This is a genomic window from Rhodococcus sp. BUPNP1 (genome assembly GCF_002215235.1).
In the GTDB taxonomy this organism is placed as follows: domain Bacteria; phylum Actinomycetota; class Actinomycetes; order Mycobacteriales; family Mycobacteriaceae; genus Rhodococcus.
In genome coordinates, this window is record NZ_NERM01000006.1 from 1 (window position 1) to 20320 (window position 20320).

Consider the following 20320-nt stretch of genomic DNA (forward strand, 5'->3'; position numbering starts at 1 on the left):
CTACTGGCCCTGGCCCGGCGCCTGGTCGATGTTCTGTGGGCGTTGTTGCGTGACGGCCGAGAATTCAGCATCGACAACCCGGCTTCGGTTGCAGTTGCTGCTTGACACTGTCATTGAGAGTCCTTCCGCAGGGGTGCTTCGGGTTGAACCTCGATGAGCACGATGTGGGCGCCGCGGGGGGCCGAGACGACCGAGAGCGCGGCCGCGGCGATGTCGGATGCACGAAGGAAGTAGGGGTGTCGCGCGAATCCCCATGTGCCCCAGTCCTCGAGCATCGGTTCGAGCACCTCGGCCGGCGCGGTCATGCCGGCGCCGGTCTGTGTCGGTCCGGGACGCACGACCGACGCGCGGACTCCCGTGCCCTCGAGTTCCATCCGCATCTCGCGGACGAGCGCTTCGAGGCCGGTCTTGGCGGCGTTGTAGGCACCCATCCACGGCCGGGGCAGCACGGCACAGTCGGATCCGATCACGACGAAGTCGCCGCGCTTGCGTTCGATCATGCCGGGCAGCGCGCGGTGAGCCAGGCGTTGCGTGCCCATCAGGTGCACGTTGACCTGGAAGGCGAACCGATCGGGGTCCATCTCGTGCGGCAACGCGAAATCCATGTCGCCCGCGCCCGAGACGACGATCTCCGCGGGGCCCAGAGCCTCTTCCGCTGCGGTGACGAACTCGTCGACGGACTCGGTGGACGACACGTCGAGGAAGTGGGCGAAGGCCTCGCCGCCCTCACCGCGGATCTTCTCCGCGATCGCCGCGCACTCCTCCACGCGGCGCGCACCGAGTGCGACGGGGTGTCCGGCCTCGGCGAGCGCGTAGGCGGTGGCGGTACCGATTCCCGAGGAGGCCCCGGCGACCAGCGCGGGACGACGTTCGGGGTGGGGTTCGAATCTAGGCATGTCGTTCGGTGACCTCTACAGGAAGGGCCGCGAAGCCTCGGACATTGGTGGAATGGACACGTTCGCAGCGGTCCTCGTCGATCTCGTAGTCGGCGACGCGCCGGGCGAACTGTTCGAGCGCGATGTTCGCCTCGAGGCGGGCCAGGTGCGCACCGAGGCAGAAGTGGACTCCCCCACCGAAACTGGCGATCTTCTGGGAGCTGTCCCGTCCGATGCGGAAGTCGTCGGCGGCGTCGAATACGTCGGAATCGCGGTTGGCGGATCCGATGAGCAGCAGGACCTTGTCGCCGGACCGGATGGTGGCGTCGTGCAGTTCGATGTCGGCGACGGCGGTGCGGGCGACGATCTGGCTCGAAGTGTCGTAGCGCAGGGTCTCCTCCGTCCACTGCGGTGCGCGGGCGGGATCGTGGAGGACCTGCGCCACCTCGGACTTGTTGTGCGCGCCCCAGTAGAGGGCGTTGCCGAGCAGTTTCGTGGTGGTCTCGTTGCCCGCGACCACCATGAGGAACATGAAGCCGATGATCTCGTCGTCGGTGAGCCGGTCGCCGTCGATCTCGGCTTCCAGCAACGCCGACGTGAGGTCGGAGGTCTCCTTCTTCCGGCGTTCGGCGAGCATGTCGGCGTAATAACCGACGAGGTGCAGCGATGCCTCCATCGCGGCGACCGGCACGTCGAGCACGCCCTCCTCGCGGTGGACGACGAGATCGGCGAGACGGCGGATCTCGCTGCGGTCGGATTCGGGCACACCCATCAGTTCGGAGATCACGTCCATGGGCAGCTTGCCCGCGAACTCCGAGATCCAGTCGAATTCCCCTGCCTCCACAGCGGGTTCGAGGTAGCGCAGCGTCAGTTCGAGGATGCGCTCTTCGAGGTCGGCGACGCGGCGCGGAGTGAACCCCTTGGAGACGAGGCGGCGCATGCGCATGTGCCGCGGGTCGTCCATGGCGAGGAAGGACATCACCTTGTGGGCGTTGGGCCCGTAGGCGGACGGATCGAGCGAGACACCGTTGGCGCTCGAGAGGCGAGTGTTGTCGCGGAAGGCCGCGACGACGTCGGCGTGGCGGGACAGGGCCCAGAATCCGAGGTCGGGGTTGTGGTAGGCCGGTTCCTCGTCACGGAGGCGGCGGTAGGTGGGATACGGATCTTCGTGGAAGGCGTAGTCGTACGGGTTGAAGATCACGGGGCCGAGCGTCGGTGGATCGGGCGAAGCGGGCCCTGCGTGCGACGCGGAGCCCGGGGATGCCTGGATCATGGATCACTCCAATAGAAGTCGGGCGGATGTCTCCAGCCTGTCGGCGAGTTTCTCGTAGGTGCCGTAGCCCATGCCGGCCCGGACGAGCGCGCCGGCGTAGAGCAGTTCGAGTGCTTCGAGTTCGTCCGGATCGGAGTCGGCGCCGAGCGCTGCCGAGATCCGGTGACGGATGTCGAGTCCGATGCGCGCACGCAGGTGTTCGACATCGGGGTCGTGACCGAGCAGTGCACTGGTGACGGCGGCGGCGAGTTCGGGTTCGTCGGCCAGCAGCAGCGCGATTCCCCTCAGCACCGCGACCACCCGATCGGCACGGCTCGTGCTCTCGGCGTCGGCCGTGGGAGCGTTGGCCAAGCGACGCCAGAACACCTCGGCGACGAGGTGTTCCTTGGACGAGAAGTAGGTGTAGGCGGTGGCCGGGGCGACTCCGGCGCGGGCGGCGACCATACGCACCGTCAACCCCGTGAAGCCCTCCTCGCGGAGCACCTCGACCGCAGCCTGCGTGAGCCTCGCAACCGTGTCGGCCTGCTTCTCGGTCAGGCGACGGCGGGTCGATTCGAGATTCACGTTTCTGGACACGTGTCTGGACATTACTACGGTCGGAGGGGGTCGGCAATGCCCGCGTCGCGTTCATTCGACGAATTCAGTGCTCTCGTGGGTGGATACGGACGGGCATGGACTTGATGCCGTTGATGAAGTTCGACCGCAACCGCCGCGGTTCGCCGGCCGGCTCGACCCGGTCGATACGGGCGGCGAGGGTCTCGAACATGATCCGCAGTTCGAGTCGCGCCAGATGCGCCCCGAGGCAGAAGTGCACACCCGTCCCGCCGAAGGCGACGTGCGGATTGTGCTCGCGCCCGATGTCGAAGACGTGCGCGTCGTCGAAGATCTCCTCGTCGCGGTTCGCACTCGGGTAGTACATGATCACCTTGTCACCCCGTTCGACCTGCTGGTCGCCGATCGAGGCCGGACAGGTGGGCGTGCGGCGGAAGCCCACCACGGGCGTGACCCAGCGCAGAACCTCCTCCACGGCGCTGTCGATCAGGCCGGGATCGTCCTGCAGCCTGCGCCATTGTTCGGGATGATCGACGAAGGCCTGCATCCCGCCCGAGATCGCGTTGCGCGTCGTCTCGTTGCCCGCGATGACGAGCAGGACGAAGAACATGTCGAACTCCATCTCGGAGAGCGTGTCGCCGTTCTCGTCGGGACACACCAGCTTCGAGACGATGTCGTCGTGCGGTTCGGCTCGCCGTTGCGCGGCGATCTCGTTGGCGTACAGGAAGATCTCGGCGGCGGCGAGTTCGCCGTCCTCCTGGGTGGTGCCGTATTCGGGGTCGTCCCAGCCGATCATGCGGTTCGACCAGTCGTACAGCTTCCCGACGTCCTCGGCCGGTGCGCCGAGCAGCGCTGCGATCACCTCCAGCGGCAGGGGTGCCGAGATCGCCGGGACGAAGTCGATCACCGCGCCGTCGCGTGCAGCCTCGATCGCTGCGTCGACGGTGCGTTCACACGTCTGCCGGATACGCTCCTCGAGCGTCTTCACCATGCGGGGGGTGAAACCTCGGCTGACGAGTTGCCGCAGGCGGGTGTGCTCCGGCGGGTCGAGATTGAGCAGCATGGACGCCTGTTTCAGGCGTGTCTCCTCGTCGAAATCGTCGATCTGGGTGGTTCCGAGCGCCGAGGAGAAGGTCGTGCTGTCGCGGGAGACCGCGATGACATCGGCGTGCCGGGTGACGGCCCAGAAGCCCGCGGTGCCCTCCTCGGGTTGGCGGTGGACCGGACAGGTGCGCCGGAGTTCGGAGAAGTAGTCGTGCGGGACCCCCTGGGTGAAGACGTCGGGATTCTTGAGATCTGTGGGTGAAGTCGTCATGAAGCCGCTCTCGTGGGATTGTACGAATGGCATTCGTTTACAAACTACTCACGTTCGTTTGGAATGGAAGCCCCTTAGACTGTTTTCATGGCAGACGACAACTCCCGGCCCGTGCGCCGACGGACACTGACCCGCGACAAGGTCGTCGCGGCAGCGCTCGGAATCGTCGACGATCTGGGATGGGAACAGCTCACGATGAGCACCCTCTCGTCGCGCTTGGGAATCGTCACGGCCTCGCTGTACAACCACGTCCGCAATCTCGACGACGTGCGGGGGACCGTGCAGATCCGCGCGATGAGCGATCTCGGAGCGCACCTGCGCGAGGTCGCGATGGGCCGCAGCGGTGTCGACGGGCTTCGCGCCCTCATCGACGCCCACCACACCTGGGCCCTCGAACATCCCCGTCACTACGAGGCATTGACCACCGCACCGGTCGACCGCGACGGTCTGCTCGCCGCCGCACTGGACGCCAACGTGGCCCTGCGCACGATGCTCGCATCCTGCGGCGTTCCGGAGGAGGAGACTCTCGAGGCCGCGGTCGGCATGTTCGCCGCCCTGCACGGTTTCGCGGTCCTCCAGAGCAGCGGCTTCCTGGGCGACGAGCTCGACCTCGACCACATCTACGAGACGGTCGTGCGCGGAGTTCTGACCGGCGCCTCCCTCGACCCCACGAAGACGCGCTAGAGTGGCATCCAACTGAACACGTCCGTCTTCAGATGGAGGGGTCATGCGGACGATCGACACTCTCGGCGACCTCGTCTCACCGCTCGGTGGCACGATCAACGCCGCCAACGTCATCATGCAGCTCGCCCATCCCGGCGTCGGCCAGGGCGTCGTCGACAGCACGGTCGACACCGGCCGCGCCGATCTCCATCCGATCAAGCGGGCCCGCACGACCGGCACCTATCTGGCGGTCGCGGTGTTCGGTAACGACGCCGACCGCGATTTCGTCCGCGAGTCGGTGCGGAAGATCCACGCCCGGGTCACCTCGTCACCCGGCGCGGAGGTCCGCTACAGCGCCAACTCCCCTGCCCTGCAGTTGTGGGTCGCCGCCTGCCTGCTCAAGTACTTCATCGACCAGCACGAGTTCCTCTACGGCCCGCTCACCGAGGAGCAGTACGCCCGGATCCTCCGCGACGGCGCGACCCTCGCGACGACACTGAACGTCCGGCCGGAGTCGTGGCCCACGACCCGCGAGGAGTACGAGGAACTGTGGAAGGCCGGCGTCGCCGACATCTCCATGAACGAGCAGGTGCGCGAGTACCTCACCGAGCTCTGCAATCTCGCGTTCCTCGAGGTGCGTCTCGGACGACTGGGCCGCGGGATCCACCGGGTGCTCGGCAGGTCGTTCGAACTGATCACCCGCGGTGCACTGCCGCCGGAGTTCCGCGACCTCATGCACTACCCCTGGACCACCGACGACCAGCGGCGTTTCGACCGCTATCTCGTGGCGGTCCGGCGCCTGCACCGCGTCACCCCGTGGGCGTGGCCCTTGCTGTGGAAGGCCTATCTGCTCGATCTGCGCACGCGGCGACGCCTCGGACTGCGCGTGTTCTGACCGGAGATCCACCGACCCCTCGCCGAGACCGGTGTTGTGTGCGGGATTCGTCGAATTCCTCGCACACAACACCGGTTTCGTCCGTTTCGGACGAACCGTTGCGTTCGATCGCGTCGCCGAACTATAGTCCAGACACCTGTCCAGAACCGAGGGAACGTCTGATGACACTTCGCCCCACCGACAGCTCCACCCTTCTGATCGACGGCAAGCTCGTACCCGGCAGCGGAGGCACCTTCGCGATCACCGATCCGAGCACCGAAGAACTGCTCGGCCACGCGGCCGAGGGCACCGCCACCGACATGGACGCCGCGATCGCGGCCGCGCGTCGCGCCTTCGACGACACCGACTGGTCACGCGACCACGCCTTCCGAGCCCGCTGCCTCCGTCAGTTGCGCGACGCCCTGCGCGAGCACATCGAGGAACTGCGGGAGATCACCATCGCCGAGGTCGGCGCTCCCCGATTCCTCACGAGCGCCGCGCATCTCGAAGGCCCCATCGACGATCTGCTCTACTTCGCCGACCTCGCCGAAAGCTACGCGTGGAGGCAGGATCTCGGCAACGCCTCCCCCATGGGTATCCCCACCCACCGCTATCTGCTCAAGGAAGCGGTGGGGGTCGTCGGCGCGATCACGCCGTGGAACTTCCCGCACCAGATCAACTTCGCCAAGCTCGGGCCGGCTCTCGCCGCCGGGAACACCGTGGTGCTCAAGCCCGCCCCCGACACCCCGTGGTGCGCTGCCCTGGTCGGGCGGATCGCGGCCGAGGAGACCGACATCCCACCGGGAGTGCTGAACATCGTCACCTCGAGCGATCACCGCCTCGGCGCACAGTTGAGCGAGGATCCGCGCGTCGACCTGATCTCGTTCACCGGTTCCACCGCGACCGGCCGGGCCGTGATGCGCGCGGCCTCCGAGAACCTCAAGAAGGTCTTCCTCGAACTCGGCGGCAAGTCGGCGTTCATCGTCCTCGACGACGCCGACCTGCGCGGTGCCTGTTCGATGGCGGCCTTCACCGTGTGCACGCATGCCGGTCAGGGCTGCGCGATCACCACGCGACTGCTCGTTCCCCGCGAACGGTACGACGAAGCCGTGGCCCTGACCGCGAAGTCCATGAGCGGCATCCGGCCCGGCGACCCGCGCGATCCCGGCACGGTGTGCGGGCCGCTCATCTCCGAGAAGCAGCGGCAGCGCGTGGAGGGATACATCCGCCTCGCCGTCGAGGAGGGCGGCACGATCGTCACCGGCGGCGGACGCCCCGCCGAACACGAGCGCGGCTTCTTCGTCGAACCCACCCTCATCGCCGGCCTCGACAACTCCGCGCGCACAGCGCAGGAGGAGATCTTCGGCCCGGTGCTCGTGATCATTCCTCACGACGGTGACGACGACGCGATCCGCATCGCCAACGACTCCCCCTACGGCCTCTCGGGTTCGGTGTTCGGCACCGATCCGGACCGCATCGCGCGGGTCGTCGCAGGTGTACGGACCGGCACGCTGGGCGTCAACGGCGGCATCTGGTACGCCGCCGACGCCCCGTTCGGGGGCTACAAGCAGTCCGGGATCGGCCGCGAGATGGGTGTGGCCGGTTTCGAGGAGTACCTGGAGACCAAGCTCGTCGCCGAGCCCGCGAGCTGACCCGAACTTCCGAAAGGACTTTTCCGATGGCACGTTTCACCGGTCGCACCGCGATCGTCACCGGCGCCGCCCAGGGGATCGGCGAGGCGTACGCACGTGCGCTCGCCGCCGAGGGCGCAAACGTGGTGATTGCCGACATCGATGCCGAACTCGGCGAGCAGGTCGCCAAGCAGATCGTCGCCGACGGCGGCATCGCGAGCTTCACCTCGGTCGATGTCTCCGACCCCGCCTCCGCCGAGGCACTCGCCGCGTCGACCGTCGAGACCTACGGCGGCATCGACCACGTGGTCAACAATGCCGCCATCTACGGCGGCATGAAACTCGATCTGCTGCTGACGGTCCCGTGGGACTACTACAAGAAGTTCATGAGCGTGAACCTCGACGGTGCCCTCAACGTCACCCGCGCGGTGTGGCCGCACATGACGAAGAACGGCGGGTCGATCGTCAACCAGTCGTCGACGGCGGCCTGGCTGTACTCGGGCTTCTACGGCCTCGCCAAGGTCGGGATCAACGGTCTCACACAGCAACTCGCCGTCGAACTCGGCGGGTCGAACATCCGCATCAACGCGATCGCCCCCGGCCCCATCGACACCGAGGCGACCCGCACCACCACCCCCGCGAACATGGTCGCCGACATGGTGAAGCAGTTGCCGCTCAAGCGCATGGGCACCCCCGACGATCTCGTCGGCATGTGCCTGTTCCTGCTCTCCGACGAGGCCGCCTGGGTCACGGGGCAGATCTTCAACGTCGACGGCGGGCAGGTGATCCGCTCGTGACCGGCCCCGCGATCGGCCGGGTCGGGTACATCGGGCTCGGCAACATGGGGGCGCCCATGGCCGAGCGGCTGCTCACCCGGCCCGGGGGCCTCACCGTGCTCGACGTGGTGCCCGAGGCGATGACCCCGTTCACCGACAAGGGTGCCACCGCGGCGTCGAGCCCGGCGGAGCTGGCCGCCGGCTGCGATCTCGTGTGCGTGACCGTCCTCGACGACGCCCAGGTCCGCGACGTCCTGGCCGGTCCGGACGGACTGCTCGCGACGGCACGGCCCGGCACGGTCGTCGCGGTGCACTCGACGATCTCCGACACCACCGCCGTCGAACTCGCCGCGAAGTGCGCCGAGAAGGGAGTCGACTTCGTCGACGCACCCGTCAGTGGTGGCGCCGGCGGCGCGAAGAACGGCACTCTCGCGGTGATGGTCGGCGCGACCGACGACGGCTTCGCGAAGATCGAGGAACCCTTCGGCACCTTCGCGTCGCTGGTCGTGCACGCGGGTCCCGTCGGGGCGGGAACCCGGATGAAGCTCGCCCGCAACCTGCTCCACTTCATCGCGTTCACCGCGGCAACGGAGGCGCAGCGACTCGCCGAGGCCGCGAGGCTCGACATCACCGAGCTCGGCAAGGTCGTCCGGCACACCGACGCGATCACCGGCGGCGCCGGTTCGATCATGTGGCGCGACACCACATCTCCCCTCGGTGAGGACGACTCCTGGTTCCCGATCTTCTCGCGTGTGCGCGCCCTCGGCGAGAAGGATCTCGCGCTGGCTCTGGACCTCGGCGATCGACTCGGAGTCGACCTGCCGCTCGGAGCCCGGGCGCTGTCCGACCTCGGCCCCGGCCTCGGAGTCGGCACGGGAGAGATCGCACGGACCCGTTCCCGGAAGGAGCACGCATGACCGACGAGACCCGCCGCCGCGGCCTGGAGATGATGTCCAAGGTCTACGGCTGGGAGATGCAGGACGGCCCGGGCGAGCACTTCGCCGTCACCGCCGACCACCTGTTCGCGAACATCTGGACCCGTCCCGGGCTGACCATCCGCGATCGGCGACTGCTGCTGCTCGGGGCACTCACCGCGCAGGGGGCTCCCGACATCGCCGAGATCCAGATCGAGGCGGCGCTGAAGAACGACGAACTCGACGAGCAGCAGCTCCGCGAGATCGCTTTGTTCCTGTGCCACTACGTGGGCTGGCCGCTGGGCTCGAAGCTCGACAATGCAGTGGGCAGCGTGTTGCAGCGACGGAAGGCGGCGGCCCGCTCGTGAGCATCCCCGGCGGGTCCGCACCGGAGCCGGACTGTCCGGAACTCGGGTTCTACGGCCTCGCCGGGCACACCGACGACCCGAGGGCGCTGCTCGACGAGATCACCGTCGCCGAGGAGATCGGTCTCGGTTCGGTCTTCCTGTCGGAACGGTTCGACACCAAGGACGCGGCAGCGCTGGCCGGGGCGGCGGCCGCGACGAGCCGTACGCTCGGGATCGGCACCGCGGCGACCAATCCGCACACCCGCCATCCCCTCGTCACGGCGACGATGGCGACCACCCTGCATCGGTTGAGCCGCGGCCGGTACGCCCTCGGGCTCGGCCGCGGCTTCGACGTGCTGTTCGATCTCATGGGCCTGCCTCGCGTGACGTCGGCGCAGCTCGAGGACACCGTCGACCTGCTCCGGACGCTGTGGCGCGGTGAAGCGGCCGTCGATCATCATGGCCCGGCCGGCGACTTCCCGTATCTGCGACGCACCGCCGAGGGCGTCGACGGCATCCCGATCCTCATGGTCGCGCTCGGCGAGCGCACGCTCGACCTCGCGGGATGCGTGGCCGATGCCGTCGTCCTGCACACCTTCTTCACCGACGACACGCTCGCGCGCGCCGTGAAGACCGTGCGACGCGCCGCCGAGCAGGCCGGCCGCGACCCGCAGTCCGTCCGCATCTGGTCGGTCCTCGCGACCGTCGACGAGTCGATCCCCGAGGATCTCCGGTTGCGGAAACTGACCGGACGGCTCGCGACCTACCTGCAGGGCTACGGTGACGTGCTCGTCCGTGCGAACGGCTGGGACCCCCAGGTACTGCACCGCTTTCGGGACGACGCGCAGGTCCGTGCTCATTCCGGACCGATCGACGCAGCGCCGGTCGAACTGCTGATGCACATCCGGTCGTTGCTGCCCGACGAGTGGCTCGCCGCGAGCGCGACCGGCAGCGCGGCACACTGCGCGACCCGCATCGCCGACCAGTTCGACGCCGGTGCCGACAGCGTGATCCTGCACGGCGCCACACCCACCGAGCTCGCTCCGGTCGTCGCCGCGTGGCGGACGATCCGCGACCCCGAGCGTTTCGCATCCCTACCCGCCAACCCCGGCCGGAGCGCACCATGACCGATCTGTTGCTGTCGGTGGACGACCTGACTCCCGAACGACTCTCGGCCGTGCTCGGCGGCACGGTACGCACGGTGCAGGTCGAGCGGATCGGAACGGGTCAGATCGCCCTGTGTTACCGGCTCGTCCTGACCGGCGACGACGTGCCGTCCTCACTCGTCGCGAAACTCCCGTCACCCGATCCCGGGACGCGGCGGATGCTCGCCGGCGCCTATCGCGGGGAGGCACGCTTCTACAGCGACATCGAGCCGTCCGTCGCGGTGCGCACACCCACCTGCTATCACGTCGCCTCCGGTGAGGACGGCGAGTTCACCCTCCTCCTCGAGGACGCCGCACCCGCACGACCCGGCGACCAGCTCGCCGGGTGCACCGTCGACGAGGCGCACGACGCCGTCCGCAATCTCGCCGGACTGCACGGTCCCCGCTGGTGCGCACCCGATCTCCACGAATCGGACTGGCTCACCACGACGGACGCCGAGCAGGCCCGGATCCTCGCCGAGCTGTACGGTCCGGCCATCGAGACCTTCCTCGACGGTCTCGGCGACCTGATCGGCGCGGAGGACCGCGATACGCTGCGGGCCTGCGCGGAGCTCACGCAGGAGTGGGTGCTCGCGCGATCCGACCGGTTCGCGCTGCTGCACGGCGACTACCGGCTCGACAACCTCCTATTCCCTCCCGGTGGCGAGAGCGGTGTGGTCGCGGTGGACTGGCAGACCCTGACGGTGGGACTCCCCGCCCGCGACCTCGCGTATTTCGTCGGGACGAGCCTGGAACCGGAGGTCCGGCGCGAACACGAGCAGGCCCTGGTCTCGACCTATCACCGCGCGTTGCTGTGCCACGGCGTCGAGGGCTACGGCCTCCAGCAGTGCTGGGACGACTACCGCTTCGCGATGCTGCAGGGTCCGCTCGTCGCGGTCTTCGGGTGCGCCTACGGCACGAGGACCGAGCGCGGCGACCGCATGTTCGCGGTGATGGTGAAGCGGTCGTGCGCCGCGATCCGCGAACTCGACAGTCTCACCGTCGTGTCCGGAAGCATCGGACGCCGCGACCGGTCGGTAGGGTGACTCGGGATACACCGCATCACGCGAGAAGAACGGAGATCCATCCGATGTCCCGCACCACCCTGCCCCGCGAGGCGATCGAACTCGCCGAGGCGACACCGGGTTTCATGCCCCAGGACGAGGGAACCGCACTGCACGAGGCTGCGGTGCAGTATCTCGGTGACGGCGTCGGCGTCGAGATCGGCACCTACTGCGGCCGCTCGACCGTGTATCTCGGAGCTGCGGCCAAGGCGACCGGCGGCACCATCGTCACCGTCGACCACCACCACGGTTCGGAGGAGCATCAGCCCGGCTGGGAGTACCACGATGCGTCACTGGTCGACCCGCACACCGGTCGGCTCGACACCGTCGGCGCTCTCCGGCACACCCTCGCCGACGGCGACCTCGAATCGCACGTCGTCGCGGTGGTCGGCAATTCTCCTGTGGTGGCGTCGTTCTGGCGCACCCCGGCCTCGTTCGTGTTCATCGACGGCGGGCACAGCAGCGAGGCAGCCCGGGCGGACTACGACGGCTGGGCGAAATGGGTGCGCATCGGCGGCGCCCTGATCATCCACGACGTCTTCCCCGACCCGAAGGACGGCGGCCGGCCCCCGTACGAGATCTACTGTCTCGCACTGGAGAGCGGCGAGTTCGTCGAGAAATCGGTGACGTCCTCGCTGCGGGTTCTCGAACGCACCGCCGGCACGGTCGGCTCCCTGCCCGGCAGCTGAACTACGGGACGAGCACCGGGCAGCGCTCGGTGCAGCGGTCGGCGCCCACCTGATCGGCGGGTGCCGCCGCATCCCGGAAGATCGCGCTTCCGCCCGTCGTGCGCGAGAGCGCGTCGGCGGCGAGGATCACCGCTGCGCTGGTCCAGGAACTGACCTCCACCGGCCAACGCTTGCCGTCGGCGTAGACCAGACCGGTCCAGTACGAACCGTCCGGGTCGCGCAGATGCTGCATGGCCGCGAACAATTCACGGGCACGCCCGGCGTGGCCGAGGGCGTCGAGCGCCAGGACCAGTTCGCACGTCTCGGCCCCGGTGACCCACGGACGATGGTCGACGCACCGGATCCCGAGACCGTCGACGACGAAATCCGACCAGCGCTCGCGGATCCGTTCGTGCGCATCGGTGCCGCGCACCGCTCCCCCGAGGATCGGGTAGTACCAGTCCATCGAGTACTCGGGCTTGGGCGTGAACGCCTCGGGGTGCCGACGCAGAGCGTGGCCGAGACGGATCAGCGCGACCTCCCATTCGGGTTGCGCCTCACCGATCAGGTCGGCGATCCGCAGACCGCACCACAGACTCTGGTGGATGCTCGAACAACCTGTGAGCAGCGCTTCGTCGAACATCCCGCCGTCGCCTCGCGCCCACGAGATCTGGCCGCCCGGCAACTGCATGTCGACCACGAGGTCGAGCGCAGCACGCACCGTCGGCCACATGTGCTCGACGAACCCGCGATCGCCCGTCACGAGGTGGTGGTGCCATACGCCCACGGCGATGTAGGCGGTGAAATTGCTGTCGGTGTCGTGGTTCTCGACGATGTCGCCGCGGAACTGGATGGGCCACGACCCGTCGGCACGCTGCGTCCGCCGTGACCACTCGAAGGCGGCGTCCGCCTCTTCACGTAAACCGATGGCGGTCAACGCCATCGCGGATTCGATGTGATCCCACGGGTCGATGTGCCCACCGGGGAACCACGGGACGGCGCCCGAGGGCTCCTGCATCCGCGCGATGGCCCGGCCCGTCGCCAGGCTCTGTTCCGGCGACAGCACACCCGGCACCGACGGCACCGTCAGGCGCGCGGATTCACCGCGCCGCACCGGCGTTTCCCGGCTTCTCGAGGTAGAACACGACACTCTTCCCGATGACGGGATCGAGGATCTTCTCGGCCGTGCGGGTGACCCACGGGGCCTTCATGAGATCCCAGACCAACAGCCGGTGGTACGCCTTCGTCAGCGGATTGTCGTCGTTGTCGACGCCGACGGCGCACTTGAGCCACCAGTACGGCGCGTGCAGCGCGTGGGCGTGGTCGGTACCCGAGACCGTGAGACCGGCGGCGGTGAGTTTCGCGGCGAGTTCGTCGGCCTTGTAGATGCGGATGTGCCCGCCCTCCACCTCGTGGTAGGCGTCCGACAGTGCCCAGCAGATCTTCTCCGGCAGCCAGCGCGGCACGGTTACGGCCGCGACACCACCGGGCTTGAGGACCCGGACGAGTTCGGCGATGGCCCGCTCGTCCTCCGGCACGTGCTCGAGCACCTCGGAGATGAGCACGAGATCGAAGGTCGCGTCGTCGTAGGGCAGCGCGAGCGCGTCGCCGACCTCGGCCCGGGCGAGCGCACCCTCGGGGACCTCGCCTTCGAGTTCCATCGCGACGAACATGTCGGCGACGGCCTTCATGTCGTCGGCGTTCTGGTCGAAGGCGACGACGTCCGCGCCGCGGCGGTACAGCTCGAAGGAGTGGCGCCCCGCGCCGGCCCCGATGTCGAGAGCGCGTATCCCCGGTACGACGCCCAGGCGGTCGAAGTCGACGGTCAGCATCCGTTCTTCCCCTCTCGATGCGCGGCGATCGCCTTGTCGTAGATCGCGGCGGTCTGCGCGGCCACGGCCGCCCAGCTGTAGCGTTCGAGCACCCGGTCGCGGCCCTTCGCGCCGAGACGCCGACGCTCGGCCGGGTCGTCGAACAGGCCCGCGAGCCCCGCTGCGAGCTGTTCGGCGTCGCCCGGGGGCACCAGCAGACCGGCGTCCCCGACGACCTCGGGGATGGCCCCGGCGCGGCTCGCGACGAGCGGTGTTCCGCACGACATCGCCTCGACGGCCGGCAACGAGAATCCCTCGTACAGCGACGGCACCGCCGCGACCTCGGCGGAGGCGAGCAGGTCGGCGAGTTCGGTGTCGTCGATCCCGGAGACGGTGCGCACGACGTCGCCGATCGCGAGTTCGTCGATGAGCTTCTCGGTGGCGCCGCCCGGGGCGAGCTTCGAGACGAGGACCAGTTCGATCTCGCGTTCGGTCCGCAGCTTCGCGACCGCCTCGAGCAGGGTGGGAACACCCTTGAGCGGGGCGTCGGCACTCGCGACGCAGACGATCCGGCCGGGAACGCGCTCGTCCTTCCGCGGCGCGAACACCTCCGTGTTCACGCCGAGCGGGATCGTGTGGATGCGTTCGGATTCGATCCCGAAGGCCGTGCGGATGTCGTCGGCCGAGTTCTCCGACACCGTGAGCAGCGTGGGAATCTGCCGGGCCACCTTCTCCTGCATGCGCAGGAATCCGTACCAGCGCCGGAGCGTGATCCTACGGCGGAGGGTGGTCGCGGAGGCGAGATCGAGTTCGCGGTCGCGTGTGATCGGATGGTGGATCGTCGCAACGAGGGGAAGGTCCTCGGCGATGCGCAGCAACCCGGACGCGAGCGACTGGTTGTCGTGCACGACGTCGAAGTCGCCGAGGCGGTCGCGCAACAGTCGTGCGGCGCGCAGACCGAAGGTGCGCGGTTCGGGGAAACCGGCGGTCCACATGGTGGCGACCTCGAGGACGTCGATCCAGTCGCGGTATTCACCCGGTTTCGGGGTGCGGAACGGATCGTCGTCGCGATAGAGATCGAGACTGGGCACCTTCGTGAGCGTCACGCCGGGGTCGAGCTCGGGGTAGGGCTGCCCGGAGAACACCTCGACGGTGTGTCCCTGGGCGACGAGTTCGCGACTGAGATGGCGAACGTAGACCCCCTGACCCCCACAATGCGGCTTGCTCCGGTACGACAACAGAGCTATGCGCACATTCCACCTCGGGGTTCGCTCGGAGGGCCAGGTCGCTCGGACAGATGTCCACTAGTTGTGTAGGGCACACACTAGAACATGTTTTGTGTCCTCACGATAGCGAGCCGGACCGCACCCGGTGCGGATCGGCGATGCGAGTGGGACGGCGAGCCGACACCGCCTGCGAACGGCTGACGACGACGAAGCCCCGGTATCGATGTGATACCGGGGCTTCGTCTGGAGCGACCCTGACGGGACTCGAACCCGCGACCTCCGCCGTGACAGGGCGGCGCGCTAACCAACTGCGCCACAGGGCCATGAGGAACCGAAGTTCCCACAGTTCGACCCACCGCAACCGGTGGGTCGAAGATATGAAATTGATGGTTGTTCGCCGGACAACCGTGGTGGCCAGGGCCGGGATCGAACCGGCGACCTTCCGCTTTTCAGGCGGACGCTCGTACCAACTGAGCTACCTGGCCGGACGGCACCCGAACCGAATGCCGATCGAAACTCTGGAGCGACCCTGACGGGACTCGAACCCGCGACCTCCGCCGTGACAGGGCGGCGCGCTAACCAACTGCGCCACAGGGCCATACATATTCACTTCTCACACCAAGATACTGCACACTTCGACGAGGTCGAAGCGTACCCCCTACGGGATTCGAACCCGCGCTACCGCCTTGAAAGGGCGGCGTCCTAGGCCGCTAGACGAAGGGGGCCCGATCGGATTTCTCCGAACCGCACCCTCAACGGGTTTGGCGTTCCGTTGGGAGCTTGGACAGCTTATGCCACGGCATTCGCGAATCACAAATCAGCAGGTCAAGTGGTCGATTCGTCGTTGCCGGGCCTGCTCGGCCAGCCCTTCTCCCGCCACTGCGCGAGCCACTGCTCCGACGCCATCGCCTCGAGCGGCACCTCCACGCAGGCCTCGAAGCGTGCGCGGACGTCGGTCTCCGGCGCCGTGAGGTCGGCGAGATAGCGCTGACCGGCGAGCGACGACGCGATCGCCTCGACGAAACGCCGGAGGTCGACATCGGGCCGGAACAGGCCCTTCTCCTGCGCTTCGCGCGCCAGCTGATAGCCGGCCCGGCCCCATAGGACGCTGCCGCGCAGCCTGACCTCCTCCGCGAACTCGGGTTCGGTGACCAGACGGAACTCCGCGGCGATGACCACGTCGTCGTGCAGAGCCGCACCGAGATCACCGACGAGACCGTGCAGCCGCTCGAAGGGGTCGAGATCGGGGACGTCCATCCACCTGCCGACGATGGCACGGTAGTGCTCGAGTCCTTCGTCGAGTACCGCCCGGGCCAGATCCTCCTTGGACGCGAAGTGGAAGTACATCGCACCCTTGGTCGCGTTCGACTGCTCGAGGATGGCGTTGATCGATGCTGCGGCGAAACCTCGCCGCGCGAATTCGGTGGCTGCCGATCGGACGATCGCAGCCCGCGTACGACGCGCACGCTCCTGTTGACGGGGCATGGGGAAATTCAGCCTTCCACGTTCCTGTGTTCCCCCACGAGACAACTCTAGTCTGCCCCCACAATCCCGGCTCCGGGCCGTGTTCCACCGGGTGAAATGTGAAATCCCACCCCCGAGACCCCGGGTTTCCACAGAACACACCGAGTGGTACGCTTTGTCCGGCTCGGGTGCGAAGCAGGGGGTGGGCACCCGGGCCTCTTTCCATTGGTCACCGGCAGCGTCCGCACCGCCGGATGTCCGATATCATCGATCGCGCAGCGTGGCTCACCCTGTGATGTGGTCACCGCACCATGCGGTGTGGTTACACTGTGCGCCCATGCCCCTATAGCTCAGTTGGTAGAGCTACGGACTTTTAATCCGCAGGTCGTAGGTTCGAGCCCTACTGGGGGCACCGGCAACGCCGGCGTCGTACGCGACGCCGGCGTTCGTCGTTCCGGAACGTTCCGCAGCCTGGTCGGAGACGGCGCGGTCCTTCATCAGAGACGGTGGGAGCCGGGCGGGACGTCGTCGGTGTTCCGGCCGAGTTCCCTCTCCGCCTCACGGCGTGCTTCGAGACGCTCCTGCTCGATCCGGCGCTGTTCGAGATCCGTGCGGGCCTGCTTCAGATCACGTCCGCGCTTGCGGTAGCGGGTGAGCGCGACGACGAAGATCACCGCGAGCAGAGCTCCGACGATCGCACCGATCAACGTGGCGCCGCGGAAACCCGGCGCGTCCACGTCGAGGATCCGCTCCCCCGCATGCGCACCGTTCCCGGTGCCCAGCACGACCGCCAGGGTCATGAGGTTCGGCAGGGCGACCACCAGCGCGAGCACGCCGAAGGCGATCTGCAGCCCGCGGCTGTACCTCCAGTTGCGGACCTGCCAGATCCATGCGAGCAGCGCGATGGGGATCGCCGTGCAGAGGATGCCGAAGAGCAGACCCCACAGCACTCCGCGCGCGAAGCCACCCTCGGCGAGGTTTGCGATCCGCTGCGCCCACCAGCGAGGAACGAACGCCGCCAGGGTGTAGTAGGCGATGACGAGCACGATCAGCGCCACGACCACGGCGATGGTCTTCTTCGCCCACGGCGGCAAGCTTTTCCGCGAACCCGCTTCGTCGACATTCATGTCCGTCATTTCGAACCCTTCTCGCCGATCGGTACGTGCACCTGCCGTGCGCATCTCAGCCTACGGACCACCGCATTCGGGGCAGTGCATTCGGGCAGGTCTCTTCGCACTGCGAATTTCACCCGGTGCGGTTGCCCGTCTTTGTATACGGTGAGCCGCAGGGGTAATCGAATGTTCATCGTCCGGGGAGGAACATGCGCAGTTTCGTGGACCTGGGCCTGTTCCTGGCCGCCGTCGCTCTGGGAATCGGGTCGGTGTTGCCGGTGGTCGGCGGGATACGACCCACCGAGATTCCCCTGTCGGCGCTGCGCGACGGTTTCCCCGACGGCGATCTCGCCGGAGTCGCGGTCCCGGGTCTGCCGCTGTACGAGTCCCTCGCGGTACCGCTGGTCGTGGCCGCGGTCCTGCTCCTCGCCGCCGCACTGTTCGACTCGGTGGCCGTCGGCTGGGCCGGGACGCTGATCGGTGTCGCGACGGCCGCGGTGTTCTGGACGCGCCTGTTCCAGACCCACGGTGAGTACGTCGAACTCAATCGCAGTACGACACTGACCAATCAGAACGGGACCGTGCTCCTGCTCAGCGGCACGCTCGTCGCGCTGCTGTGCTGCCTCATCGCGCTGCGCCGTTCGTCGACGAGCGCCGCCTCGCTCGACTGACGCCTCCCGCTGGAACGAGCCTCGTCCCGATACTCTCTCGGCACCGGGTGGCCACTTCGGGGCACCCACGAGTCAAGGCAGGAACGATGGCAAGTCTCGACGATCTGATGTCCCGCATTCCCGTCGACCAGGTGGCGCAGCGGCTCGGTGTCGACAACGCGACGGCGGAGACGGCCGTCCGCGCTGTGCTCCCCACCCTCGTCGGTGGACTCGACGCCAACGCCCAGAACCCGACCGGGGCGGCGTCACTGCTCTCCGCGCTGGGCAAGCACTCCGAGTCGAACCTGGCCGAGGGTGAGGTCGACGTCGACGGGATCGACACCGAGGACGGCGACAGGATCGTCTCCAACGTCTTCGGCGACAAGAAGGACCAGGTGATCTCGACCCTCGGTTCCGTGAACGGCGCCGGCGGGAACGATCTGATCGCCAAGGTCCTGCCGATCATCGCTCCGATCGTGCTGTCCTATCTCGCCAAGCAGATCGGCGGCGGGGCGGGAACGAACACCGCGAGCGCCCCGCAGGGCGGCGGTCTCGCAGATCTCCTCGGGGGTCTGTTGAAGAACGCCGGTGGCGGATCGGCCGGCTCCGGTGGCGGAATCGGTGACGTCCTCGGCAGCGTGCTCGGCGGCAGTTCGGGTGGTGGACTCGGGGGCCTCCTCGGTGGACTTCTCGGTGGCGGCAAGCGCTGAGACCCGCTGGAGCAGCACGTTCCGCTCGCCCGTGTGATACGGCACGAGCGGGACGGTGCTGTCGTCGGGCGGTTCGGACCTGTACCGTGATCCGGGCGAATACGGGGGGCCACCGGCGCACCGCGTGCCGCGGCGACGAACGGCCGGGCTCCCCTCCTCCGTAGGCCGGCGGAGTACACGGACACGATGTGAGGGGTAGAAGAGCATGACGCGAGTCCTGACTCAACTGGAGCTGCTGCGAGAGCTGGAGCCTGTGGCCGAAGCGAACCTCAACCGGCATCTCTCGATGGCGAAGGACTGGCATCCCCACGACTACGTGCCGTGGGACGAGGGCCGGAACTTCGCCGCGATGGGCGGTGTCGACTGGGAACCGGAGCAGTCGAAGCTCGACGAGGTCGCCAAGGCGGCCATGATCACCAACCTGCTCACCGAGGACAATCTGCCCTCCTACCACCGGGAGATCGCCGAGAGCTTCTCTCGCGACGGCGCCTGGGGTACCTGGGTCGGCCGGTGGACGGCGGAGGAGAACCGCCACGGCATCGTCATGCGCGACTACCTGGTCGTCACGCGCGGTGTCGATCCCGTCGCACTCGAGAACGCCCGCATGGAGCACATGACGAACGGCTTCTCGTCCCCCAACTCGACCGGCATGCTCCACTCCGTCGCCTACGTGACCTTCCAGGAACTCGCGACCCGCGTGTCGCACCGCAACACCGGCCGTGCCTGCGACGACTCGATCGCCGACAAGATGCTCCAGCGCATCGCCGCCGACGAGAACCTGCACATGATCTTCTACCGGAACATCTGCGACGCGGCGATCGACATCGCTCCGGCCCAGACGCTCGCCGCGATCGTCGAGGTGCTCGAGAACTTCCAGATGCCCGGCGCCGGCATGCCGAACTTCCGTCGCAACGGCGTGCTCATGGCCAAGCACGGCATCTACGACCTGCGTCAGCACCTCGACGACGTCGTGATGCCGGTGCTGCGCAAGTGGAGGATCTTCGAGCGCGATCTCGGCAGCGAGGCGCAGCAGGATCTCGACAAGCTCGGCAACTTCCTCGACGAACTGGGACGTCAGGCCGGGCGGTTCGAGGAGATGCGCGATCGCTCCCTCGCCCGTGAGGCCGCCAAGCGCGAGAAGGTCGGCGCGGACGCCTGAGTCCCATGTGTGCGGACGCCTGAGTCCGGATGCACACCGCCGCCGAGTCCGGCGGAGGTTATCCTGTGCCCGGTGCCGGTTTCGGTACCGG

21 protein-coding genes and 5 tRNA genes are annotated in these 20320 nt (G+C 67.9%); 13 read left to right on the top strand and 13 right to left on the bottom strand.

The window, feature by feature from the left end; translation table 11 throughout:
- Positions 1-110: 110 nt before the first annotated feature.
- From B9C99_RS07590 to B9C99_RS07605, 4 genes are all read right to left on the bottom strand, one after another.
- On the bottom strand, positions 111-896 hold the full coding sequence (locus B9C99_RS07590) for an SDR family oxidoreductase (protein WP_088897453.1): 786 nt from the start codon (positions 894-896) through the stop codon (positions 111-113).
- The gene (locus B9C99_RS07595; protein ID WP_088897454.1) at positions 889-2076 is read right to left on the bottom strand and encodes a cytochrome P450; all 1188 of its coding nucleotides are present in this window, start codon (positions 2074-2076) and stop codon (positions 889-891) included. Before B9C99_RS07595 ends, B9C99_RS07590 begins: the two co-directional genes overlap by 8 nt.
- Before the next feature lie 75 nt (positions 2077-2151).
- Positions 2152-2712 carry a TetR/AcrR family transcriptional regulator gene (locus B9C99_RS07600; protein WP_016693012.1) on the bottom strand — a complete coding sequence of 187 codons (561 nt, stop codon included), beginning with the start codon at positions 2710-2712 and terminating at the stop codon, positions 2152-2154.
- 76 nt (positions 2713-2788) lie between these two features.
- The gene (locus tag B9C99_RS07605) at positions 2789-4015 is read right to left on the bottom strand and encodes a cytochrome P450 (RefSeq protein ID WP_088897455.1); all 1227 of its coding nucleotides are present in this window, start codon (positions 4013-4015) and stop codon (positions 2789-2791) included.
- A gap of 87 nt (positions 4016-4102) precedes the next feature.
- Here B9C99_RS07605 and B9C99_RS07610 point away from each other — a divergent pair, with 87 nt between their 5' ends.
- From B9C99_RS07610 to B9C99_RS07650, 9 genes are all read left to right on the top strand, one after another.
- Positions 4103-4699, top strand: coding sequence for a TetR/AcrR family transcriptional regulator (locus B9C99_RS07610; RefSeq protein WP_088897456.1), 597 nt, complete (start codon positions 4103-4105; stop codon positions 4697-4699).
- 43 nt (positions 4700-4742) lie between these two features.
- A complete protein-coding gene (locus tag B9C99_RS07615; RefSeq protein WP_088897457.1) occupies positions 4743-5573 on the top strand; it encodes an oxygenase MpaB family protein in 831 nt (276 codons plus the stop codon).
- 161 nt (positions 5574-5734) lie between these two features.
- Positions 5735-7204 carry an aldehyde dehydrogenase gene (locus B9C99_RS07620; protein ID WP_088897458.1) on the top strand — a complete coding sequence of 490 codons (1470 nt, stop codon included), beginning with the start codon at positions 5735-5737 and terminating at the stop codon, positions 7202-7204.
- A gap of 26 nt (positions 7205-7230) precedes the next feature.
- Positions 7231-7980 (top strand): SDR family oxidoreductase, encoded by a 750-nt coding sequence (locus tag B9C99_RS07625; RefSeq protein WP_016693006.1) that lies wholly within the window; start codon positions 7231-7233, stop codon positions 7978-7980.
- A complete protein-coding gene (locus B9C99_RS07630; protein ID WP_088897459.1) occupies positions 7977-8876 on the top strand; it encodes an NAD(P)-dependent oxidoreductase in 900 nt (299 codons plus the stop codon). Before B9C99_RS07625 ends, B9C99_RS07630 begins: the two co-directional genes overlap by 4 nt.
- Positions 8873-9241: a carboxymuconolactone decarboxylase family protein gene (locus tag B9C99_RS07635; protein ID WP_016693004.1), complete on the top strand. Its 369-nt coding sequence runs from the start codon at positions 8873-8875 to the stop codon at positions 9239-9241. Before B9C99_RS07630 ends, B9C99_RS07635 begins: the two co-directional genes overlap by 4 nt.
- A complete protein-coding gene (locus tag B9C99_RS07640) occupies positions 9238-10347 on the top strand; it encodes a TIGR03857 family LLM class F420-dependent oxidoreductase (RefSeq protein WP_088897460.1) in 1110 nt (369 codons plus the stop codon). The genes B9C99_RS07635 and B9C99_RS07640 overlap by 4 nt, the downstream gene beginning before the upstream one ends.
- A complete protein-coding gene (locus tag B9C99_RS07645) occupies positions 10344-11411 on the top strand; it encodes a phosphotransferase (RefSeq protein ID WP_088897461.1) in 1068 nt (355 codons plus the stop codon). Before B9C99_RS07640 ends, B9C99_RS07645 begins: the two co-directional genes overlap by 4 nt.
- A 44-nt stretch (positions 11412-11455) precedes the next feature.
- Entirely contained in the window at positions 11456-12118 is a 663-nt protein-coding gene (locus B9C99_RS07650) for a class I SAM-dependent methyltransferase (RefSeq protein WP_016695561.1), read from the top strand.
- 1 nt (position 12119) lies between these two features.
- On the opposite strand, the gene B9C99_RS07655 is transcribed toward B9C99_RS07650, so the two are convergent.
- The 8 genes from B9C99_RS07655 to B9C99_RS07690 all read right to left on the bottom strand — a co-directional run bounded on the left by B9C99_RS07655 (position 12120) and on the right by B9C99_RS07690 (position 16619).
- Positions 12120-13211: a prenyltransferase gene (locus B9C99_RS07655; protein WP_088897462.1), complete on the bottom strand. Its 1092-nt coding sequence runs from the start codon at positions 13209-13211 to the stop codon at positions 12120-12122.
- The gene (locus B9C99_RS07660; protein ID WP_088897463.1) at positions 13198-13929 is read right to left on the bottom strand and encodes a class I SAM-dependent methyltransferase; all 732 of its coding nucleotides are present in this window, start codon (positions 13927-13929) and stop codon (positions 13198-13200) included. The genes B9C99_RS07655 and B9C99_RS07660 overlap by 14 nt, the downstream gene beginning before the upstream one ends.
- On the bottom strand, positions 13923-15161 hold the full coding sequence (locus tag B9C99_RS07665) for a glycosyltransferase family 4 protein (protein ID WP_088897464.1): 1239 nt from the start codon (positions 15159-15161) through the stop codon (positions 13923-13925). The genes B9C99_RS07660 and B9C99_RS07665 overlap by 7 nt, the downstream gene beginning before the upstream one ends.
- 222 nt (positions 15162-15383) lie before the next feature.
- A tRNA-Asp gene (locus B9C99_RS07670) sits at positions 15384-15457 on the bottom strand.
- An 85-nt stretch (positions 15458-15542) separates the two neighbouring features.
- Positions 15543-15619: transfer RNA gene (locus B9C99_RS07675), tRNA-Phe, on the bottom strand.
- Positions 15620-15658: 39 nt separating this feature from the next.
- A tRNA-Asp gene (locus B9C99_RS07680) sits at positions 15659-15732 on the bottom strand.
- Between the two features lie 54 nt (positions 15733-15786).
- Positions 15787-15859 (bottom strand) — tRNA-Glu (locus B9C99_RS07685).
- 100 nt (positions 15860-15959) lie between these two features.
- Entirely contained in the window at positions 15960-16619 is a 660-nt protein-coding gene (locus tag B9C99_RS07690) for a TetR/AcrR family transcriptional regulator (protein WP_088897465.1), read from the bottom strand.
- 318 nt (positions 16620-16937) lie between these two features.
- Between B9C99_RS07690 and B9C99_RS07695 the strand changes: the two genes are divergently transcribed.
- A tRNA-Lys gene (locus B9C99_RS07695) sits at positions 16938-17010 on the top strand.
- An 85-nt stretch (positions 17011-17095) separates the two neighbouring features.
- On the opposite strand, the gene B9C99_RS07700 is transcribed toward B9C99_RS07695, so the two are convergent.
- Positions 17096-17734 carry a hypothetical protein gene (locus B9C99_RS07700; protein ID WP_088897466.1) on the bottom strand — a complete coding sequence of 213 codons (639 nt, stop codon included), beginning with the start codon at positions 17732-17734 and terminating at the stop codon, positions 17096-17098.
- 185 nt (positions 17735-17919) lie between these two features.
- Between B9C99_RS07700 and B9C99_RS07705 the strand changes: the two genes are divergently transcribed.
- The 3 genes from B9C99_RS07705 to B9C99_RS07715 all read left to right on the top strand — a co-directional run bounded on the left by B9C99_RS07705 (position 17920) and on the right by B9C99_RS07715 (position 20229).
- Positions 17920-18381, top strand: a complete 462-nt coding sequence (locus B9C99_RS07705) for a hypothetical protein (RefSeq protein WP_016695567.1) — start codon at positions 17920-17922, stop codon at positions 18379-18381.
- Positions 18382-18467: 86 nt separating this feature from the next.
- Complete coding sequence (locus tag B9C99_RS07710; protein ID WP_088897467.1) at positions 18468-19070, top strand: DUF937 domain-containing protein; 603 nt, start codon at positions 18468-18470, stop codon at positions 19068-19070.
- Positions 19071-19275: 205 nt separating this feature from the next.
- Positions 19276-20229, top strand: coding sequence for an acyl-ACP desaturase (locus B9C99_RS07715; protein WP_088897468.1), 954 nt, complete (start codon positions 19276-19278; stop codon positions 20227-20229).
- Positions 20230-20320 lie beyond the last annotated feature (91 nt).

Coding starts and splice junctions, on each gene's coding strand:
- B9C99_RS07590 (WP_088897453.1), bottom strand. CDS start 896: ATGCCTAGATTCGAACCCCACCCCGAACGTCGTCCCGCGCTGGTCGCC.
- B9C99_RS07605 (WP_088897455.1), bottom strand. CDS start 4,015: ATGACGACTTCACCCACAGATCTCAAGAATCCCGACGTCTTCACCCAG.
- B9C99_RS07610 (WP_088897456.1), top strand. CDS start 4,103: ATGGCAGACGACAACTCCCGGCCCGTGCGCCGACGGACACTGACCCGC.
- B9C99_RS07615 (WP_088897457.1), top strand. CDS start 4,743: ATGCGGACGATCGACACTCTCGGCGACCTCGTCTCACCGCTCGGTGGC.
- B9C99_RS07620 (WP_088897458.1), top strand. CDS start 5,735: ATGACACTTCGCCCCACCGACAGCTCCACCCTTCTGATCGACGGCAAG.
- B9C99_RS07625 (WP_016693006.1), top strand. CDS start 7,231: ATGGCACGTTTCACCGGTCGCACCGCGATCGTCACCGGCGCCGCCCAG.
- B9C99_RS07635 (WP_016693004.1), top strand. CDS start 8,873: ATGACCGACGAGACCCGCCGCCGCGGCCTGGAGATGATGTCCAAGGTC.
- B9C99_RS07645 (WP_088897461.1), top strand. CDS start 10,344: ATGACCGATCTGTTGCTGTCGGTGGACGACCTGACTCCCGAACGACTC.
- B9C99_RS07650 (WP_016695561.1), top strand. CDS start 11,456: ATGTCCCGCACCACCCTGCCCCGCGAGGCGATCGAACTCGCCGAGGCG.
- B9C99_RS07660 (WP_088897463.1), bottom strand. CDS start 13,929: ATGCTGACCGTCGACTTCGACCGCCTGGGCGTCGTACCGGGGATACGC.
- B9C99_RS07690 (WP_088897465.1), bottom strand. CDS start 16,619: ATGCCCCGTCAACAGGAGCGTGCGCGTCGTACGCGGGCTGCGATCGTC.
- B9C99_RS07700 (WP_088897466.1), bottom strand. CDS start 17,734: ATGACGGACATGAATGTCGACGAAGCGGGTTCGCGGAAAAGCTTGCCG.
- B9C99_RS07705 (WP_016695567.1), top strand. CDS start 17,920: ATGCGCAGTTTCGTGGACCTGGGCCTGTTCCTGGCCGCCGTCGCTCTG.
- B9C99_RS07710 (WP_088897467.1), top strand. CDS start 18,468: ATGGCAAGTCTCGACGATCTGATGTCCCGCATTCCCGTCGACCAGGTG.
- B9C99_RS07715 (WP_088897468.1), top strand. CDS start 19,276: ATGACGCGAGTCCTGACTCAACTGGAGCTGCTGCGAGAGCTGGAGCCT.